The 19,380-nt window shown below is 41.1% G+C and carries 21 protein-coding genes; 18 read left to right on the forward strand and 3 right to left on the reverse strand.

Translation table 11 applies throughout. The annotated features are described in order from the left end of the window. The first annotated feature begins 4 nt into the window (after positions 1–4). From N480_RS12995 to N480_RS13020, 6 genes are all read left to right on the forward strand, one after another. The gene (locus N480_RS12995; RefSeq protein WP_063372932.1) at positions 5–1,369 is read left to right on the forward strand and encodes a MotA/TolQ/ExbB proton channel family protein; all 1,365 of its coding nucleotides are present in this window, start codon (positions 5–7) and stop codon (positions 1,367–1,369) included. Next, positions 1,369–1,893 (forward strand): MotA/TolQ/ExbB proton channel family protein, encoded by a 525-nt coding sequence (locus N480_RS13000; RefSeq protein WP_023402251.1) that lies wholly within the window; start codon positions 1,369–1,371, stop codon positions 1,891–1,893. Before N480_RS12995 ends, N480_RS13000 begins: the two co-directional genes overlap by 1 nt. A gap of 14 nt (positions 1,894–1,907) precedes the next feature. Continuing rightward, positions 1,908–2,312, forward strand: a complete 405-nt coding sequence (locus N480_RS13005) for an ExbD/TolR family protein (RefSeq protein WP_023402250.1) — start codon at positions 1,908–1,910, stop codon at positions 2,310–2,312. After that, on the forward strand, positions 2,312–2,926 hold the full coding sequence (locus N480_RS13010; protein WP_063372933.1) for an energy transducer TonB: 615 nt from the start codon (positions 2,312–2,314) through the stop codon (positions 2,924–2,926). Before N480_RS13005 ends, N480_RS13010 begins: the two co-directional genes overlap by 1 nt. A gap of 10 nt (positions 2,927–2,936) precedes the next feature. After that, entirely contained in the window at positions 2,937–4,199 is a 1,263-nt protein-coding gene (locus N480_RS13015) for a hypothetical protein (RefSeq protein ID WP_063372934.1), read from the forward strand. Between the two features lie 240 nt (positions 4,200–4,439). Further along, positions 4,440–5,474 (forward strand): hypothetical protein, encoded by a 1,035-nt coding sequence (locus tag N480_RS13020; RefSeq protein WP_081231869.1) that lies wholly within the window; start codon positions 4,440–4,442, stop codon positions 5,472–5,474. Here the strand turns inward: N480_RS13020 and N480_RS13025 are convergent. Both N480_RS13025 and N480_RS13030 read right to left on the reverse strand, forming a co-directional pair. Further along, complete coding sequence (locus tag N480_RS13025; protein WP_063372935.1) at positions 5,464–5,814, reverse strand: TraR/DksA family transcriptional regulator; 351 nt, start codon at positions 5,812–5,814, stop codon at positions 5,464–5,466. The two genes, N480_RS13020 and N480_RS13025, sit on opposite strands and share 11 nt — an antisense overlap. A gap of 42 nt (positions 5,815–5,856) precedes the next feature. Continuing rightward, positions 5,857–6,837 carry a tRNA-dihydrouridine synthase gene (locus N480_RS13030; RefSeq protein ID WP_063372936.1) on the reverse strand — a complete coding sequence of 327 codons (981 nt, stop codon included), beginning with the start codon at positions 6,835–6,837 and terminating at the stop codon, positions 5,857–5,859. Between the two features lie 196 nt (positions 6,838–7,033). Here N480_RS13030 and N480_RS13035 point away from each other — a divergent pair, with 196 nt between their 5' ends. The 12 genes from N480_RS13035 to N480_RS13090 all read left to right on the forward strand — a co-directional run bounded on the left by N480_RS13035 (position 7,034) and on the right by N480_RS13090 (position 18,430). Next, positions 7,034–7,504, forward strand: a complete 471-nt coding sequence (locus tag N480_RS13035) for a hypothetical protein (protein WP_063372937.1) — start codon at positions 7,034–7,036, stop codon at positions 7,502–7,504. A gap of 56 nt (positions 7,505–7,560) precedes the next feature. Continuing rightward, positions 7,561–8,400 carry a DUF692 domain-containing protein gene (locus N480_RS13040; RefSeq protein WP_063372938.1) on the forward strand — a complete coding sequence of 280 codons (840 nt, stop codon included), beginning with the start codon at positions 7,561–7,563 and terminating at the stop codon, positions 8,398–8,400. Next, positions 8,400–9,167, forward strand: a complete 768-nt coding sequence (locus N480_RS13045) for a DNA-binding domain-containing protein (protein WP_063372939.1) — start codon at positions 8,400–8,402, stop codon at positions 9,165–9,167. The genes N480_RS13040 and N480_RS13045 overlap by 1 nt, the downstream gene beginning before the upstream one ends. Positions 9,168–9,552: 385 nt before the next feature. Beyond that, positions 9,553–10,098, forward strand: a complete 546-nt coding sequence (gene apt / locus N480_RS13050; RefSeq protein ID WP_063372940.1) for an adenine phosphoribosyltransferase — start codon at positions 9,553–9,555, stop codon at positions 10,096–10,098. 5 nt (positions 10,099–10,103) lie between these two features. Next, positions 10,104–12,569 carry a DNA polymerase III subunit gamma/tau gene (gene dnaX, locus N480_RS13055; protein ID WP_063372941.1) on the forward strand — a complete coding sequence of 822 codons (2,466 nt, stop codon included), beginning with the start codon at positions 10,104–10,106 and terminating at the stop codon, positions 12,567–12,569. Positions 12,570–12,627: 58 nt separating this feature from the next. Continuing rightward, positions 12,628–12,954, forward strand: coding sequence for a YbaB/EbfC family nucleoid-associated protein (locus N480_RS13060; RefSeq protein ID WP_010368987.1), 327 nt, complete (start codon positions 12,628–12,630; stop codon positions 12,952–12,954). Positions 12,955–13,347: 393 nt separating this feature from the next. Continuing rightward, positions 13,348–15,207 carry a M48 family metallopeptidase gene (locus tag N480_RS13065; RefSeq protein ID WP_063372942.1) on the forward strand — a complete coding sequence of 620 codons (1,860 nt, stop codon included), beginning with the start codon at positions 13,348–13,350 and terminating at the stop codon, positions 15,205–15,207. Between the two features lie 121 nt (positions 15,208–15,328). After that, positions 15,329–15,886, forward strand: coding sequence for a rhomboid family intramembrane serine protease (locus N480_RS13070; protein ID WP_063372943.1), 558 nt, complete (start codon positions 15,329–15,331; stop codon positions 15,884–15,886). A gap of 152 nt (positions 15,887–16,038) precedes the next feature. Further along, complete coding sequence (gene recR, locus N480_RS13075) at positions 16,039–16,638, forward strand: recombination mediator RecR (protein WP_063372944.1); 600 nt, start codon at positions 16,039–16,041, stop codon at positions 16,636–16,638. Between the two features lie 291 nt (positions 16,639–16,929). Beyond that, entirely contained in the window at positions 16,930–17,304 is a 375-nt protein-coding gene (locus tag N480_RS13080; protein WP_155732850.1) for a hypothetical protein, read from the forward strand. Between the two features lie 228 nt (positions 17,305–17,532). Next, on the forward strand, positions 17,533–18,084 hold the full coding sequence (locus N480_RS13085; RefSeq protein WP_063372946.1) for a hypothetical protein: 552 nt from the start codon (positions 17,533–17,535) through the stop codon (positions 18,082–18,084). A gap of 1 nt (position 18,085) precedes the next feature. Next, the gene (locus N480_RS13090) at positions 18,086–18,430 is read left to right on the forward strand and encodes a hypothetical protein (protein WP_063372947.1); all 345 of its coding nucleotides are present in this window, start codon (positions 18,086–18,088) and stop codon (positions 18,428–18,430) included. Between the two features lie 340 nt (positions 18,431–18,770). Here N480_RS13090 and N480_RS13095 read toward each other — a convergent pair whose 3' ends face one another. After that, the gene (locus N480_RS13095; RefSeq protein ID WP_063372948.1) at positions 18,771–19,223 is read right to left on the reverse strand and encodes a helix-turn-helix domain-containing protein; all 453 of its coding nucleotides are present in this window, start codon (positions 19,221–19,223) and stop codon (positions 18,771–18,773) included. Positions 19,224–19,380 lie beyond the last annotated feature (157 nt).

Genomic DNA, 19,380 nt, shown 5'->3' on the forward strand with positions numbered 1-19,380 from the left:
AAACATGAAGAAACTATTTAAAGGTTTTGCAGTTGCTGCAGCATTAACAGTTTCTGCTGGTGCCGCGTTGAATGCACATGCAAACACGGAAGCACTAGACAAGATCCTTGAGCAAGTTAAACAGAATCGTATTTCTGAAGGTAAAATTAACAAAGCTCGTGAGCAAGAGTTCTTGTCTGAGCGTGCTGACAAGCAAGCACTACTAAACAAAGCAAAGCGTGACCTAGCTGCTGAAAAAGCACGTGGTGAGCGTCTTAACAGAGAATTCAAGCAAAACGAAATCACACTTGCTGATAAAGAGACTGAGCTAGTAAATGCACAGGGTACTCTTGGTGAGATGTTTGGTGTTGTACGTCGTTCATCAGCTGATGCAATCGGTTCAATCGAAGCGTCAATCGTAAGTGCTGAAAAGCCAGGACGTGCTGAAGTTCTTCGTTCACTAGCTGCAGCTAAAGAGCTACCAACTACTCGTGAACTTGAAGAGCTTTGGATTGCATTCCAAACAGAAATGACTGAATCAGCTAAGACTTCTACTTTCGAAGCTGAAGTAGCTGAGCTAAGCGGTGACATCAATGTTAAGCAAGTTACTCGTATTGGTAACTTCAACCTTGTAACTAAAGACGGTTATGTTGTATACGATGCAGAGAACAAATCAATTGTTCCTCTAGGTAAGCAACCTGCTTCAAACGTTGTTGCAACAGTTTCTGATCTGCTTAACACGTCTGCAAGCAGCTACGTTCCTTTCGTAGTAGATCCAACTCGTGGTGCTATCCTTCGTCTAAACACGCAAAAAGCAAGTGTTGAAGAGCGTTGGCACCAAGGTGACACTGTTGGTTACATCATCACTGCATTGTTAGCGCTAGGTGCACTAATCGCATTAGTACGTTTCCTAGACCTAATGGTAGTTGGTGCTAAGATCAAGTCACAAATCAAGAACGCTAATAACCCAAGTGATAACAACCCACTTGGCCGTATCTTGAAAGTGTACCACGATAACAAGAACCAAGACGTTGAGAACCTTGAGCTTAAACTTGACGAAGCAATTCTACGTGAAACGCCTCGCATTGAAGCTGGTATCAACATCATCAAGATCCTTGCAGCTATCGCTCCGTTACTAGGTCTACTAGGTACGGTTGTAGGTATGATCTTGACGTTCGAATCAATCACTCTATTCGGTACTGGTGATCCGAAGATCATGGCAGGTAACATCTCTCTAGCACTTGTTACAACAGCTCTTGGTCTAATTGCTGCGCTACCACTAATCCTACTTCACGCTATTGTTGCTGGTCGTAGTAAATCAATCCTACACATTCTTGACGAGCAAAGCGCGGGTATCGTTGCTGCGCACGCGGAGAAGGAGAAAGCATAATGCTAGTCCTGGTGGAGACGTGGGAATCTATCAGGGATTTTGTTGCTACAGGCGGCGACGTACTATTCGTTGTCGCAATGGCACTCTTTCTTATGTGGGTATTAATGATTGAGCGCTATTGGTTCCTATTAGTTGAGTTCCCTAGAATGCATAAGGGGATTGTAGCTAAATGGGATGCCCGCCAAGATACTACATCTTGGTACGCACACAGAATCCGTGAAGCATGGGTTTCTGAAGCGTCTGAAAAATTAGATGAGCGTATGTTGATTATCAAAACATTGGTTGCAATGTGTCCATTAATCGGTCTACTAGGTACTGTTACAGGTATGATTTCGGTATTCGAAACCATGGCTACTCAAGGTACTGGTAACCCGCGTTTGATGGCATCAGGCATTTCAATGGCGACGATACCAACAATGGCTGGAATGGTTGCGGCACTATCTGGTGTATTCTTTAGTACTCGTCTTGAGGCGAGAGCAAAAATGGCTAAAGAAAAACTAATCGATAGCTTGCCACATCACTAGAGAGAGATATAAATATGGCACGTAAACAGCGTTTTCGTGAAGAAGAAGAAGCAGCAGTAGATATGACACCGATGCTTGACATCGTATTCATCATGTTGATCTTCTTCATCGTAACTACCTCTTTTGTTAAAGAGGCAGGCATTGAAGTTAAAAAGCCAAAAGCTGCACAGGCTCAAACTAAGAAAAATGCGAACATCTTTATCGCAATCCGTGAAAACGGTGAGATTTGGATGGATAAGCGTCAGGTAGATGTTGAGCGTGTAAGCGCTAACCTTGAAAATCTATTGGCTGAACAACAAACTGAGACAGTAATTATCCAAGCGGATAAAGGTGCTAAGCACGGTGTTGTTGTGAAGGTAATGGACCAAATCAAGGCAACTGATGACGGTCTGAAGATTTCAATAGCTGGAGCTAAGTAATGATTCGATTTCTGTTTTCACTTCTAGCAGGTGGGGCAGTAACTTTCGGCTTGTTCTTCTTTATGTCTTACCTAATCTCCGGTGGAGCTGATAGGGCAGACAACCAAAAGGAAGAGATCATAGTCGAGATTATGTCGAATCCACCTGAATCAGACGTGCAGGAGAGGAAGCGTGTACCGCCTCCACCTCCTCCACCGCCAAAGCAGCCGCCTAAGCCGCAGCCGCCGCAGCCAGAGACATCAAATCCTGCTGCAGGCGCTATCGGTTTTAACATGCCTAGCATCAATATTGGTGGTACGGCAGGTGGTCTGAGTGGCCCGGGTGATTTCGGTCGTGATGGTGAAGCAACACCGATCGTTCGTATTGAACCTAAATACCCACCGCAAGCAGCGCGTGATGGTAAAGAAGGCTGGGTACAGCTTGAATTTACAATCAATGAGCTAGGTGGTGTAGAAGATATTAAAGTAATCGCAGCTGAACCGAAGCGTATTTTCAACCGTGAAGCGCAAAGAGCACTTCGTAAGTGGAAATACAGACCAAAGATTGTTGACGGCAAGCCTGAAAAGCAATTTGGTATTCAAGTTCAACTTGATTTCAAACTTAACCAAGACTAAGGAGTAAGATATGAAGCAAATGTCAAAAGCAACAGCTCTTGCTCTGATGATGTCTTTAGCTGGCGGTGCACTGAGCACCGCAGCAGTTGCTGCTCCAGATCCTGCAAAGATCGAAGAGCGCAAAAAAGCTAAGACAAAAGTCATGGGTGAGCGTGTTGGTAAAAAGGTCATCAAAGCTTTTGACCTTTACAACGAAGATAAAGTAGATGAAGCAATTGCTTTGTTACTTGAAATCGACGCTTCAGATGAGTTTGATAAAGCAACGGTTAATCGTTACTTAGGTAACCTTTATGCTCAAAAAGAAGAGTATAAAACGGCTATCAAGTACATTCGTCAAGCGATTGCTCCTGACGTACTAAACTTCAAAGATCAAGCTGATCTTATGAAGTTGCTAGGTGACTTACTTGTAGGTACCGAGCAGTATGAAGGTGCAAAGAAGGCTTATTACGATTGGATGGACTTTACGGGTGAAGAAGACTCGAAAGTATACGGTCGTATTGCACAAGCAAACTATGAACTTAAAAAGTTTGCTGATGTAATCAAGCCAGCTGATCAAGCTATTGCTTTAAATAAAGAAGAGCCTAACAAGTCATTCTATATGCTGAAAATTGGTTCGTACTTCGAACTTAAACAGTTTAAGAATGCAGTTAGTGTTGCTGAGGAACTTGTTAAGATCTTCCCTGAAGACAAACAAGTTTGGACTCAACTTGGTTCTTTCTATATGCAAACAGAAGAGTACCGTAAAGGTCAGACTGTGATGGAAATTGCATTTCAGAAAGGCTATTTTGAGAAAGAGAATCACTACAAGATTCTTGGTAGTTACTACTCTTTGAATGAAATTCCTTACAAAGCGGCTATTACGTTTGAAAAGGCAATCAAAGATAAAAACATTGAGCGTAACAAGCAAAATGTGACTGCTACAGCGAGTTACTTCCACCAAGCGAAGAACATTGCAAAAGCAGCTCAGTACTACGAAGAAGCAGCTAAATTTGAAGACGATGCAGAGCTGTATAGAAAGGCTGGTAGCTTATTGCTACAAGACCTGCAATATGCAGCTGCAGTTGTTCGTTTAAATAAAGCACTTGAACTGGGTTCTAAGAAAAAGGGTACTATCTACTCTGACTTAGCAGAAGCTTATCTTTATCAAGAAAAGTACAAGCAAGCTTACCGTGCGATTGTTAAGGCTCAAGAAGATCCTAAGACACGCAAGTTCGCTCGCAGTTGGGCCTCTTTTATTAAAGAGAAAGCACAACGTAAAGGCATCAGTCTTTAATTAAAAAAGCCCCGTCAGGGGCTTTTTTATTTCCTTTTAAACACGCCAGTTAAAGTAGATACTTGCTATACCTCATTCGTTTTAGTCTGTGAAATCAAATATTGATTTAGAACACGACTTCTTATCTCAGATTGCGTAAACTATTCAAGTCCATTGAACTACCAACCTGTTGCGTCAATATCACGTGACTATCAAATGCAGAATATTGTCGATAATAACTGTTAAATCATTGGGGATTTTATGCTTAAGAGATGTATAGCGCTCTTTACTTTTTCTTGCCTTCTCCTGTTAAACGCTTGCTCTGAGCCTCCGCGAACGCTCTCTTTTGATGAATTCTTTAGGTCCATTCAGGCACTAAATTGGTTTGCTATATCAGATGCAGCGAGAGCCCAAAATGAAGGCCTTACTAAAGCGATGCCGTTTGATGAGCATTATTTAAGGTCTCGTCATGAACTGCTTCACTCCGTTGATATGGCTCGTTTGTCTGAAGAGCAAAGGGAGTCAATTAAGTATCTGAAGATTCAGGAGCGCTACCCTGAGCGATTCTTTGCATGGCCACCACATACCGATGTAATTAAGCATACATACAAAGAAGTGTCTGATGAAAGCTTGGATGAGTGGTTAAAGTTAGTATTGGCTCGACTGAAAGCTGGGCGCGAGAGCCATGTGATTTTGTCGAGGTTAGAGCGTATGCAACTGCTGGATTATTTGGCCGAGTCAAGGTTCGATAGTGCACATAAGCAGGCACTAGAGCAGTATTTGTCGGAGTATAAGGCTCGATCTGGGATTGGCCTTTATCAGTTGCCAAATGGCAAAGAGTGGTATCAAAGTAAACTCAATTATTACTCTGGCCAAACTCATGATCCCTACGAATTGGCTACGTTTTTAAGTGCCAGAGTAACGGCTGTGAATGGCTCAATTGAATTCAGCGGGAGTACGGAGTCACGTTTCCCCGCTATTTTGGCGATCACTGCCGCATACTGCGATGCCATGCCAGGGCTGAATTGGCGTGATAGCTATGTTGACATTAAGAGGACACTGGCCAATTGTTATGAGCGTATCCCTTTGTCAAAATGGAAAGTGTTGGCCGTCGTTGCGGAGGTGGACCTTGGTATTCATTTGTATGCTTGGTCACAAGATCAAGCAATGCATAGACTTCAATCCCGGTTAGCCCTGAATGACGCTCAAGCCCATGCATTGTTGAAAAATATCGCTTTTTATCCAGCGACTAATATGGCCATACTGCCATATATAAAGGCATTATCTACGATTTAGATTGGCAGCATTTACATCGCTGTGTTGTGGGGTCTTGATTTAACAGCTCCACTTCTATTTCTTTTTCACAATCGCAGCAAAACCCAAACTGCCCGATGTCAATTTGGCACATTGCGGCCTCAATCTGAACGAGCCTCGTGTAGTTTGGAAATTGACTGGGGCAAATTTTGTCATCAATACTGTCAACCCAATCTGAGGGGGATGTTTGCTGAAGCATCTCAGCAAGCTGAGATGTAACCGGATTACTCGTCGTTTTTAAATCTTCAATAAAGCTTTCACGAGTTTGCACTAGTTCATCGGCTAGCTTTAATTGGTACTGGTTTAGTAGATTATCATTCATGGGCAGGTTCTCCTCTGAATGACCATTATCTATTGCAGACAGTTAGATGCTATGATTTGAATCAAGTGACGGGGACTTTGCATATTTCTCCAAAACATCAACAACATCGCTTTTGGCTTTTAAACGTTTAATTTCTTCGAACAAGTCATGTGCTTCTGAATATTGTAACTTCAAATATCCAAGCCATTGCTTGGTGCGTGAAGAAAAGTATTTCTCACTGACATTCTCATCTTGGTGCATGGAAGAGTGCACAATATGATAAACCACTTCTTGCCATGTTAACGGTGAATAACTAACGCCTTGCATATGCGCTTTTATTTTTGCAGCAAGATCAGGTGTTGCTAATGCACCTCTTCCTAGCATCAAGTCAGAACATTGACTCTGCTGTTGGCAGCGAACTGCATCTTCTACCTGCCAAATTTCCCCATTTGCAACAACCGGGATGGAAAGTCTCGAGAGCAGAGGTGGTATTTTCTCCCAGTAGGCGGGAGGGCGGTATCCATCGCGTTTGGTTCTGGCATGAATTGCAAGGCTGGAAGCACCTGCGCTTTGCACCGCGTCTACAATTTCTGTGCTATTTGCATCATCGTCAAATCCAAGCCTAATTTTAGCGCTTACTTCGTGCTCTTCAGGAACCGCGTCTCTTACAGCTTTGATTATCTGGTACATTTGTTCTGGCTCTTTGAGTAAAACTGCGCCGCCTTTGCTTTTGTTTACTGTTTTGGCAGGGCAGCCAAAATTGAGATCAACGCCGTGAGAGCCAAGTTTAACAGCCTTTCTTGCATTCGCCGCGAGCACGTGAGGGACTTGACCGAGAAGCTGTATTCGAACGGGTGTTCCTGCTCGTGTATAGCCACCATTTAATAGTTCTGGGCAATAGCGCATAAACACTCGCCTTGGCAGAGTGAGATCAACCACACGGATAAACTCAGTCACGCAGAGATCAAAGCCGCCTAAGTCAGACAGCAATTCTCGCATTTTAAAATCGACTACGCCCTCCATCGGGGCCAATATAAGTTTCATGAGCACTGCACCAATTGAAAATTCGCGCTATTCTATATGAGAAGGAGATAATAATTAATATAAATCTTGCCTTTACTTCTAAAGAAATAGCCGATATTGAAACGCTCGAAACTCAAAAATTAAAAAACTTTGAAATTAGTTTTAAGGAAATGGGGTCTATTAAACGAACCCGAATTAAAGACTGAGAGATAACACTATGAACACAGTAAAGAAAAACTCATTAGCTTTGACGTTAAGCGCAGCAGTTGTAAGCACAGCAGCACTTACATCAACAGATGCATCTGCAAACCCTTTCTCTTATGAAGTGATGACTGCAGGTTATCAATTAGATGCCAGCGAAGGTAAATGCGGTGAAGGTAAATGCGGTGGCGCGAAAAGTAAAGAAGGCAAATGCGGTGAAGGTAAATGCGGCGGCGATGCTAAAAGTAAAGAAGGTAAGTGCGGTGAAGGCAAATGCGGCGGTGATGCTAAAAGCAAAGAAGGCAAGTGTGGCGAAGGCAAATGCGGTGGCGCTAAAAGCAAATCTGAAGGCAAGTGTGGTGAAGGCAAATGCGGTGGTGCAAAGAGTAAGTCTGAAGGCAAATGTGGCGAAGGCAAGTGCGGCGGTAGCGCAAAGAGCAAATCAGAAGGCAAATGTGGTGAAGGCAAATGCGGTGGCAGCCACTAGTCGGATAAAGTAATAAAGTAAACGGTTAGTTAGGTGTTTTGCCTGTAGGAGTATTGATGAAGAAAGCTATCGGTAGCGTTGGTCTAGGGTTACGTCGAGAAATGTTGGAAGAGGTTTTAGCGACCCCTTCTAATAAGGTAGGTTTTTACGAGGTAGCACCAGAAAACTGGATGAACCTAGGTGGAAAGTTTGGTACACAGTTTTCTCGTTTAACGGAGCAACATAACTTCGTATGCCATGGGCTATCGTTATCGCTTGGTGCTACAGCTGAGCTGGATATAGAGTTCCTAAAGGCACTAAAGCACTTTTTCACACAACACAATATTCAATGTTACAGCGAACACCTTAGCTACTGTTCAGGCACAGGGCATATGTATGACTTGATGCCTATCCCGTTTACTGAAGAAGCTGTAAAGCATACTGCCAAGCGCATTCGGGAGGTACAAGAGAGGTTAGAAAGGCGAATCGCGGTGGAAAATGTCTCTTACTATGCCGCTCCTGGACAAGAAATGTCGGAGTTGGACTTCACGCTAGCGGTATTAGAAGAAGCTGATTGCGATTTACTTCTTGATGTTAATAATATCTATGTAAATTCAGTTAATCATGGCTATGATGCAGAAGCCTTCCTCGCAGCAATGCCGTCAAAGCGCATTGCTTATGGGCATGTAGCTGGGCACTATGAAGAAGATCACGATTTGCTTATAGACACACATGGCGCTGATGTTTGCGACCCAGTGTGGAGCTTACTTTCCAAAGCGTATGAAATTCACGGGATCTTCCCGACTTTGTTAGAGCGAGATTTTAATATTCCTCCGATGGAAACTTTGCTAGAGGAAGTCGATCAGATTCACGCCGTGCAAGAAGCGTATCGAACTTGTCAAAGGGGGATTGCCTAATGTCGTTTGAACAAGTTCAGGCTGACTTTGTTGCGCACATTAAAGATCCAGATAATAGACCTAAGCCATCTGACATAGAAGATCGTCGCATGAAAGTCTATAGGGAGCTGTTTTTCAATAATATTGAAAACTTTGTAGCATCCGCGTTTCCTGTACTGAAAAGTTTGTATACAGCGGATAATTGGCAGCGATTGGTCAGGCAATTTTTTGTCGAACATGACTGCAAAAGCCCGTACTTTTTAGAAATCAGCCGAGAGTTTCTCAACTATCTAGAAACTGATTATATTAAAAAAGACTGCGACCCCAGCTTTATGTATGAACTTGCACATTATGAATGGATAGAATTGGACGTATCTATTTGTGAGCGGGACAAAAGTGAGCGCAAAAGGCAGTCTGCTCTGGAGTTAGATACCGCTTTATTTGTTTCAAATACCGTGCGGTGCGTGCATTATGAGTTTCCTGTGCATCAAATTCAAACAGAGTTTCAACCACAATCTCCAGAGGGCGGACCTTATTGCTTCGTTGTTTACAGAGACCTCGATGATGAAACGCAATTTATCTCTGTAAATCCTATGACAGTAATGTTGCTAGACGCCATAACGACCGTACCTGGGATAAGCATTACTGAACTTTGTCTCAATATCGCGGAGCAACTGCCTAACTTTACGTCTGAGCAATTGGCAATTGGTGCTCAGCAGACCCTCCAGCAATTTGTATCATTGGGTATTATTGTTGATAAAAGGACTAGTAATACTTTATTTGCCTAATAACATCTACTAATATTGGCGCACGTTTCGTGCTTTGGCCTGACATTGTGTCGTATCAGTGTAAGGTCTCAAATAAGGTAACCACTATGTCTGAAAGTGATTGTAAAGATCCATTTAATGTTAAATACTTCTTGGCCTTTCTAGCTTGTTTTGTCGTGATAGGCTGCTTAAACGCAATTTTAGGTTGGCTAACGCTAGGAGCCGGAAACTAAGTGTGGTTCTAAAATCGTTATATTTTTTATGATGGGTCACAAACTAGCCAAGTTGGACCCATTAATTGATTTAGGCTTTGTTTTTTCCTCGAATTTCACTCAATCTCGTTTCAACTCGATCCATTCTTGTTATAATCATCTTCTTTCGACTTAAAATCTAAAAACGAACCATTATGACACAAGAAAATATTGCTTTGATCAAAGATAGCATTGCAACAGTCCCTAATTATCCTAAAGAAGGGATCATGTTTAGAGATGTAACAACTTTGCTTGCCAACCCAGCTGCGTTCAAAGCAACGTTAGATGCTTTTGTTGATGCATACAAAAATCAAGGCTTTGACAAAATTATTGGTACAGAATCTAGAGGTTTTATTTTCGGTGCCCCATTGGCATTAGAGTTAGGTATTCCTTTTATTCCTGTTCGCAAACCAGGAAAGTTGCCTAGAGAAGTAGTCAGTCAATCATATCAATTAGAATATGGTGAAGACACGCTAGAGCTGCACAAAGATGCAATCGATCAAGGTGACAAAGTACTATTGGTTGATGACCTACTTGCGACTGGCGGTACGATTGAAGCAACGGCTAAGTTGGTATCACGTTTAGGTGGTGAAGCGACAGATGCTGCATTTGTAATATCACTTCCAGAACTAGGTGGTGAGCAAAGAGTCGAAGCGCTTGGCATCAATATTTTAAAATTAGTAGAGTTCGACGGCGAGTAATATCGATGAGCTATCAGGTCTTAGCAAGAAAGTGGCGGCCTCAATCATTCCACGAAATGATGGGGCAAGAGCATGTAAAACAGGCTTTAATCAATGCGTTAAATGAACAGCGTTTACATCATGCATATTTGTTTACCGGGACTCGTGGAGTAGGCAAGACCACCATTGCTAGGATCTTTGCAAAAAGCTTAAACTGTGAAGAGGGCATATCATCAACTCCTTGCGGGCAGTGCGGTACGTGTGAAGAAATAGAGTCAGGGAAGTTTATTGACCTGATTGAGATAGACGCTGCTTCACGTACAAAAGTTGAAGATACGCGAGAGATACTTGATAACGTTCAATATGCACCGACCAGAGGTCGATATAAGGTGTATTTAATTGATGAAGTACACATGCTCTCTAAACATAGCTTTAATGCGTTGCTTAAAACGCTAGAGGAGCCTCCTGAGCATGTGAAGTTTTTGCTGGCGACCACTGATCCACAAAAATTACCGATAACGATTTTATCGCGATGTTTACAATTTAACTTAAATGCAATGGCCAAAGGTCAAATCGTTGAGCAACTTGCAAAGATTTTACCGTGCGAGAACTTTCAGTTTGAGCAAGAAGCGCTAGATATTATCGCTAAGGCAGCTGATGGCAGTATGCGCGACGCTTTAAGTTTGACAGATCAGGCGATAGCTCAGACCAATGGTCAGCTTAGCGTTTCTGCCGTTCAGCAAATGCTAGGGTTAATGGATAGCGCTCATGCAATGTTATTAATGAGCGCAATTCTATGCCAAGATGGTTCGGCCCTAATGTCAGAAATTGACAACATTGCACTAAAAAATGGTAACTTCACGAGTGTTATTGATGACTTAATTTCTTTGATGCATGTCATTCAGTTGACTCAATTAGTGCCTCAAGCTGCGCATATAGGACAGTTTGATAAGCAGCAGATAAAAACGCTTTCAGAGCAAATTTCACCTCAAACAGCACAATTTTATTATCAGCTTTTGCTATCTGGTAAAAAGGACTTAAGTTGGGCACCGGATGCCAAACTTGGTTTCGAAATGGTGATGTTACGCTTACTCGCTTTTGAAGGTACTGATTTGTCTCAGCAAGTTCCTGCGGCCTCTGGTACGAACAGCGGACAAAGCTCGGGTAAATCTCGGGCCGGTGCTTTGCGTGATATATTAAATACTAATCAGAGTAAAGCGCAGGCGCCAGTGTCGGCAAATACACAGGCACAGCCAAAGCAAACTACTGAAAGTATGTCGCAAGACAGCCTCGCAACTCAGCTGCAACCGGTAAATGAACGAACAACGCCTATGGCAGCTCAACGTAACCAGTTTCAAAATAGCGGAGCGGAATCGCCAAATCACCACTCTGTGACAAATAATTCTGAGTCGCAAAGTGGCCCGCAGCACGTTACGCAATTAGAACCTAGTCCAAATTCAATGACTGCACCTCAAGAGCAGTTGCCACCTATTGAACAGCAGTTCAATGATGTGATGGCGCAAGCAGCAGCACAAGGTTTTGATGAGCAAGCTCAATATCAACCAAATGATAATGCACCTGTCAACCCAGATATGGCAACGAACCAGCCTGCTCAGCAATCTCCAGCAAGTGTTCAGGACCCCCAAACTTTGTATTCACAAAAACAAGGTGAAGCTCAGTCGGCAATTGCTAAGATATTACAAAATAGGCAAATCTCAGGAGCAGGCAAATTGCTGGGAGGCAGTGAACCGCCAAAAAAGCCTGAACAGGCGGGCGTGACACAGTCAGTAGAGAAAGTTGTTACACAAAGCGCATTACCGCGAGCTGATTTTGCTACAAAGCCGGTGGGTAATTTCTCAGAGTCAAGTGCAGCACCGGTAGGTAGCCATGGTGATAACACGAGGGGAGATGTTACATCCACGCAGCACATTCACAAGCCTAAGGCCAAAAAACCAGAGATCTCCGAGCGCTTTAAAAAAGATGAAAGTAAACTAGCGCCTGAATTAATTGAGCAACTTACTCCTCAGCAATCTAAATCAGATGAAGAGGAACACAAAATTGAGATCCCAATTCCTGAAAACTTTGTCAGCCCTATTAGTGAAATTAAATTTGCACATCAAAAAGATGATTGGGCCAAGTTGATTGAAGCGATGGAATTAAGTGGGCGTGTTAGGCAGTTTGCATTGCATGCCATGTATCATAAACAGGCAAACACGTGTTTATTGAGAACGGAATTAAGCCAACAACACTTAGACTCACCTATGCTCAGAGAAAAACTACAGGAGTCTTTTGCGAAAGTGCTTAATGAGTCTATTGATTTACAATTAGAGTTTGTTGAGCAAGTGCAGTCAACGCCATTTTTAATTCAACAGGACATAGATCATCAACGATATTTAGAGGCTGTAGACGCTGTTAATTCAGATCCTGTGATTCAAACAATGGTGGCGGAATTTGACGCAACGGTAAACGAAAAATCGGTAAAGGCATTGTAATTAGTTACAATAGACCTTATCTTTTAGCCAATTAATTTTTGAAGTAAGAGAGCACACTATGTTTAAAGGTGGAATGGGCAATATCATGAAGCAAGCTCAGCAAATGCAAGAGCGCATGGAAAAAGCCCAAGAAGAGATTAAAAGCCTAGAAGTTACAGGCGAAGCAGGCGCTGGCTTAGTTAAAGTTACAATGCTAGGTAGCCATAATGTTCGTCGTGTAGAAATTGATGAAAGCCTAATGGAAGATGACAAAGACATGATTGAGGACTTACTTGCGGCAGCAGTTAATGATGCTGTACGTCGTGTAGGTGAAGAAACTCAAAAGCGTATGTCAGAAGTAACTGGTGGTATGCAGATGCCTCCAGGCTTCAAAATGCCGTTCTAATTTAGAATCCTTTAAAAATAGCGCCTTTTGGCGCTATTTTTTTGTTTAAAATTTGGGATACCAAAGAAGCACAGGGAATAAATAGGGTATTTTCTCTTGTGACGTTGTGCACAATACTCACGACTGACTACTTAAGTGTAAGTTGTAGAACAGGGATAAAAATTGACTGCTTATTTAATCTTAGCTCGAAAAGCCACTTCAAAAGGGCTCCGATATATCACATCAAGGTAAAAGATATGGCACGATATTATCCAATTAAACTGGATGGTTTGTTGGCAAGCTTAGTAGGGTAATGGTAAATTAAACCTAATTTAATTTATTACTTTTATTAGAAATTTTAGACATTAGTCAAGGTTACAAGTTTAGCTCACTCAATTGGAGACGTTATATTCTATGGACAGAAAACAAGAAAAAATTCAAAATCTGCTAGCGCAAGCCGAACGGGACCTTTCTAACGATCCCAAATTATATGAGCGTAAGCTATTTCGCTATTCTATACTTGGCTATGCGATTATTTTAGCAATCACCTTTGTTCTATTTGGACTTTTTGCTGGCACTGTTTGGCTGGCCTTTTCCAGTTCAATGTTCTTATTACTACTATTCAAGAAGAAATTGTTTATCCCTCTGTTAATTATGGCGTGGGTACTATTCAAGTCTGTATTTATAAGGTGGCCTAAACCTGAAGGTGTCATTATTACGAGGGAACACTCACCAGAGTTATTCAGCATAATCGATGAACTTCAATGTAACTTGAAGGCCCCGCGTATACACCAAGTAATTATTACTCCAGAGTTTAATGCTGCAATTGTTCAAACTCCAAGGTTCCTAGCATTTGGGTTTATGCACAATACACTAATAGTTGGTTTTGAACTGTTATTGTCTTTGACTATTGAAGAGACGAAATCGGTTGTTGCGCACGAGCTAGCGCATTTGTCTGGAAATCACAGTAAGTTTAGTGGCTGTATATATCGAGCTAGAGAGTCTTGGCAGAATATGATGTTCAACCTTGAACAACATAATGGGTGGACGACCGCCCCAATTAGGGCTTTTTTTAATTGGTATAGCCCTAGATTTTCTGCTTACTCGTTTGCTTTAGCTAGGCAAAATGAATACGAAGCTGATCATGTTGCCGGCGAACAGTCGTCAAATGAAGTTGCTGCTTCAGCCTTATTGAAGTTACATGCATATTCAAACTTCATCCAAGAAAACTACTGGAAGCCGTTTAGCAATTCTATACTAGAGTTGCCTGAACCCCATATTTTACCTTTTGCTGGTCTTGTAAAGTTCATGCAGCAAAACGAAATTTCAGCTAATGAGGCTATTTCTGCAATCAATTTCGCTAAAAAAGAGGTTACAAATTACCGAGATACGCACCCTTGTTTAACGGATAGACTTACTGCTTTAAAAGGGGAAAGTATTGATTTTTCTCCTACAGAAAATTCTGCTGTAAAGCGACTATTTGGTGAACGAGTCAATGAAGTTGCGATGATGCTGGATGCGCAATGGAGTGAATGGAACTTAGATGGTTGGAAGCAAGAGCATAAGTTCATTCAGGAAGAGAAACTGGAATATGATAGGCTGAAAATTAAAGGAATCAAAGAATTGAGCAAGGATGAGCTTTGGAGGTTGGCATATTTGCAGGAAAAGTTTGTGAGTGAAAATGAAGCGATACGCTTATATCGCGCTTTCAATGAATTGTATCCCAATGATGCTGATGGTCAATTTGCATTAGGAAAAGCTATATTGGCACAAAAAGATGATACGGGGCTGCAATACTTGGAAAAGGCTTCAGCAAAACATGAGTTGTTAGAAGCATCGTCAAAGGTTGCTTATATGTATCTCGTTGACAAAGAGCGCACAGAGGAAGCGAATGTTTGGCTAGAGAGAATGCATAATCTGGAAGGAATTTATCGAGAAGCAAGTAAAGAGCGTAATGCTGTTAGCTGCAAAGATACTATAGAGCCAACGACAATACCTGAAAACTTATTGGCTCCTTTAGTCAAACAAATCAAAGCAAATAAGAAAGTAAAAGCAGCATGGGTAGCACAAAAAAAAGTAAAAAACTTTGCTGATAGCCACGTATTGATATTTGCAGTGAACGCTAAAAGCGGGTTTTATATCTCTGACAATTTGGCTGAAAAAATAATCGGTTCATTGGAAATAGAGTCCGACATTACTGTGTTTGTACTTACCAAAGGAAATGATAAGAAACTGTACAAGAATGTTATAACGATGGGGAAGCAAGTCATTTAAAAGGATAAACTTTAACAGAAGTGCTATTAGTGGCAAAGCAATGGCATTTGAAGGGTCATCGACTGCGCGTCGGTGACATCTTCGATGTTACGTCAATTACAATCGAGAAACACAATGAGATATGAAGTCGAAATTTTTTCCACCAAGTAACCTTTCGCTGATTTTATATGCATCGGCAATCATGATTTTAGTGGTATTACTGGATCTGATTGGTGTGCCTTTAAATGCCTTTGGCATTATTCCACAAAATGAATTGCATTTAATCGGTATCTTTACTTCGCCATTCATACATAATGGTTGGTCGCACTTGAGTGGAAACTTAATAGGCTTAGCTATTAGCGGCTACCTCATGAGCAAACAGGCTTGTTTTAAGAGAGCTACGCTGGGTATAGCTGTAAGTACAGGTCTTTGCGTTTGGTTGTTTGCAGGGGACGGAAATCATATAGGTGCATCTGGCATTATTATGGGTTATTACGGCTATCTAATTGGCATGGCATTATTTCAACGCAACCTTATCGGATTTGTGTACTTGGCGGCACTAATTGCGCTAACTTATTATGCGAACATTCGCTTTTTCGCTACTCTTTTTGACTTTTCTGAGCAAACAAGTAGCTCTGGGCACCTATTTGGTTTTGCTAGTGGCTTAGGTTTCTCTTATCTGTTGAAGAATAAAAACTAGTTTTTATTCTAATAAACAATGGAGGGAAGGACAAAATAGAAGCAATTGAACTTTGTGTTTATTTGATTGCTTTCAATCACTGATTGAATCACTTATTATCGCACTCTAGCGAGTCATTTCATTCGGTGCAAAGGTACCGACATTGAGGATATATGCAGTTATCACCAAAATTAGCCGCCTTAGTTGAAGCATTGAGATGCTTACCTGGGATCGGTCCCAAGTCTGCTCAGCGCATTGCTTTTCATTTACTGGAGCGAGACCGTGATGGTGGAGCTCAACTGGGTAACTGTTTGACCGAAGCAATGACGAGCATCGGCCATTGTGAATCTTGCCGAACATTTTCAGAAACGTCTATTTGTGATATTTGCACTAGTGTAAAACGTCAAGACACTGGACTACTGTGTATTGTTGAATCTCCAACAGATGTGCTCGCTATAGAACAAACCGGGCAATATAGTGGATTATACTTTGTTTTAATGGGACATCTATCGCCGTTAGATGGTATTGGGCCTCAAGAGATTGGTCTAGATATACTCCAAGGCAGGTTACAACAAGGTGGTATTCAAGAGGTTATTCTTGCGACAAACCCAACGGTTGAAGGGGAAGCAACAGCGCATTACATTGCAGAACTTTGTAGTAACCTTGATGTTAAAGCGTCGAGAATAGCCCACGGTATGCCCGTCGGTGGTGAGCTAGATTTAGTGGATGGGATGACGTTAATGCATGCATTTTCTGGAAGAAAAACGCTCTAACGTTGCGTTCGAATTAAATCTCAATCTGTTCAATAGCTTATCATTTTAACCTAAACAAGGCTTGCACCTCTGTATTGTTTACAAAATGTAAAATTAGAGGTTGCAATTCTAGTTTGGGGGACATATTATTTTAGTGCCGGAATATTTACTGATGATTATTTTGAAGACTCAGTAAGGTGGTGGACTTGAATATGGTGTCTTGAGCAAAAATTTGAGACTCCTGATGTTTATGCGGCAATTTAACTATTACTTGTAATATATACGTTACTAGATACAAACAAGGTATAAACTGTGACAATGCTAATCGCTGCTATATTACTTTATATGTTGGCAATTACTATCTGTTTAACCGTGATAGTAAAGGGTCATAGCCTAAATAATATAGAAAAAAAGTTAAAAAAACTAATTGCAAAGGACTCTGCAGATAGCGAAGACGTGATCACCCAAAAAGATTACTATCAGGCGTATGAAATAGTAGATGATTTGGGAGCGGTACTGGAGTGCAATAATGACATGGTCAAGTATGATGGTGTCAAGAGCGTATTTCGACGTGTTGAAAAGTTTAGAAATCAAAAACAACCTGAGACGAATAAAATCGACGAAGGTGAATCTGAACTAGACGATCAAGCTTGTAAGAAGAGAAACGGCTTATGGGTCGTGAAATAAGTGTTGAGGCTTAGCACTATCTCTTTTTTCTTCACGGAAAATGAGCAGCTTATGTTTGTTCAAAACGGATTTTTAAGCGGTTAAGGAATTTTAAACTATAAAAAGCAGCCGAAAAATGACAAAACAATAATAATGAGTGGTTTAGGTAGAGTGTTTGAATGCGAGCTGATTAACGACCAGAATAATATGTGCTTAAATTACCTAGAAGTTTTATAGTAACTCACATTTATGAATGAATTTATAGACTTAATTAGCTGGGTACTTAAAGCACTCATGCTTCTTGTTGTCGTTTATTTGCTTTATTACTTTAAGCAGTATCGTTTAGGCTTATTGTTTGGCCGTTCTGGAAGTCTTAAAACGAGAGCTGACCATGAGTTGCACTCATGTTTTCTGGCTGCCTTGGTAACACTTGTTTTTTACGTACTTTTTCAACAGCTGCTAGATTACATAGTAACGTTGCCTATTGAACCAATGGCTCTGAGGCAGATTTACCATTTTATCGCGGCCTGTACGTCAGCTTCTATCATTATTACCTTGACACTTTTGCATGCTGTGAGAGGCTGTACGTTTTCTCCTGTTGCGAGGTTTTGTTGTTACCTGCAATTTCTTAGTATGGTATTAAAAACAACCCAGCTAATTGTTTATGGTTATATGGATATTGCTGCATTCAACTCAGCTTTTTCTATATTGCTCCTAACAATTACCATTGTTCAATTTATCTTGGTCGCGAAATACCCGTTGAAGATCTTCATGATCAATAAGTTTGCTAGGGAAAGCTGACATGCCACTACTAATAGTTTTATTGTTGATTTATTGTTTGGTCATTTGTTTTATTTTGGCGGTAGTCATCAATGGTCACGAATTAACTCGCCTCGAAAAAAAAGTCCGAGCTTTTTTGGTCAAAACAAAAGAGGAAACAGAGGTACCGGACGAGCTCTACAATAAAGCCTACGAAATTGTTATGGACTTAGGAGAGGCATTAGAAAGTGAAAATGACCTAGCAAAGCATGATGGCGTACAAATGGTTTTAAAGCGCGTTGAAGATTTTCGAGACGATTCAAAAGATTTCAATTATCAAACTCAAGAAGAGACAGAACCAAAACCTAGTCTTAAAGTTATAAAATAATCTCCGCGCATACTACTTTACCATACTGTGTACTCTGCAATGGTGCACTCAATTTATTTCCCTTATGGTTCTATTTAATTTATAAAACGAATTGAAGCCGATTCAAGCTACCACAGAGTCTTAGTGACAAATACTTAGGGTAAATATGTATTTTAGTGAGCTATTAGCTACAAGGAATGGGCTTTTGTATGCTTTATATGAGAGGCGCTGCCAAATTAGAATTTTATTCGAAAGCAGACGTCGTTACGCAATAGTAACCTGCTTTGCCTTTGTATCCTTTGGCTCGATACTGAAATTTGAATTTATTGCTATGTTTAACTAGCATTCGACATGTTTTGCGCTAGCCGACCTTTTTAGTTGGGTTTACAACTCGTTTGTCTAAAAATGGTTGTAGGTCTCTCAATAAAATTTTGCCACAATTATCGAAGTTGACTTCTTTACCTCTTTTAAACCATCCAAGGTGGCAAATAAAGAGTAAACTTTCTTTTGCTGCTTTCAAAAACTGAGATTCAAAGTCTTTATCGTACGATTGGGTTACATTTTCTGACTGAGTGGATGGGGTTAAAGTGGTCGCATTGGGTCTCTCTTGGCCAGTGATTAACCAACACGCATGCTTCTCCGTTAACGGGTGTGAAAAAAACTTTTCAATTACAGATAGCGTAGGCTCCCTCTCTCCTTTTTCATACTTACGATATGAGGCGGTAGGTATATCTAATATTTCAGAAAAACTAATTTGTGATTCTTCTAAGGAAACCCTTAGTTGTTTCAATCTTGTTGCAAAAGTTGTTGACATATAACCCAATCCGATCAATTATTTACTCAGTTGACCCAGATAGACTACATTAAATGAATTCAGTTGTCTAATTGGGTCGGGGTTAATTTAATCATTTTTTCTGACTTTTAGTTGGGTGAACTAGCTCTGTTAGTAAACATATCCAGCTTAATGTTAG

Origin of the sequence: Pseudoalteromonas luteoviolacea S2607, assembly GCF_001625575.1 — a bacterium.
Classification (GTDB): Bacteria; Pseudomonadota; Gammaproteobacteria; order Enterobacterales; family Alteromonadaceae; genus Pseudoalteromonas; species Pseudoalteromonas luteoviolacea_E.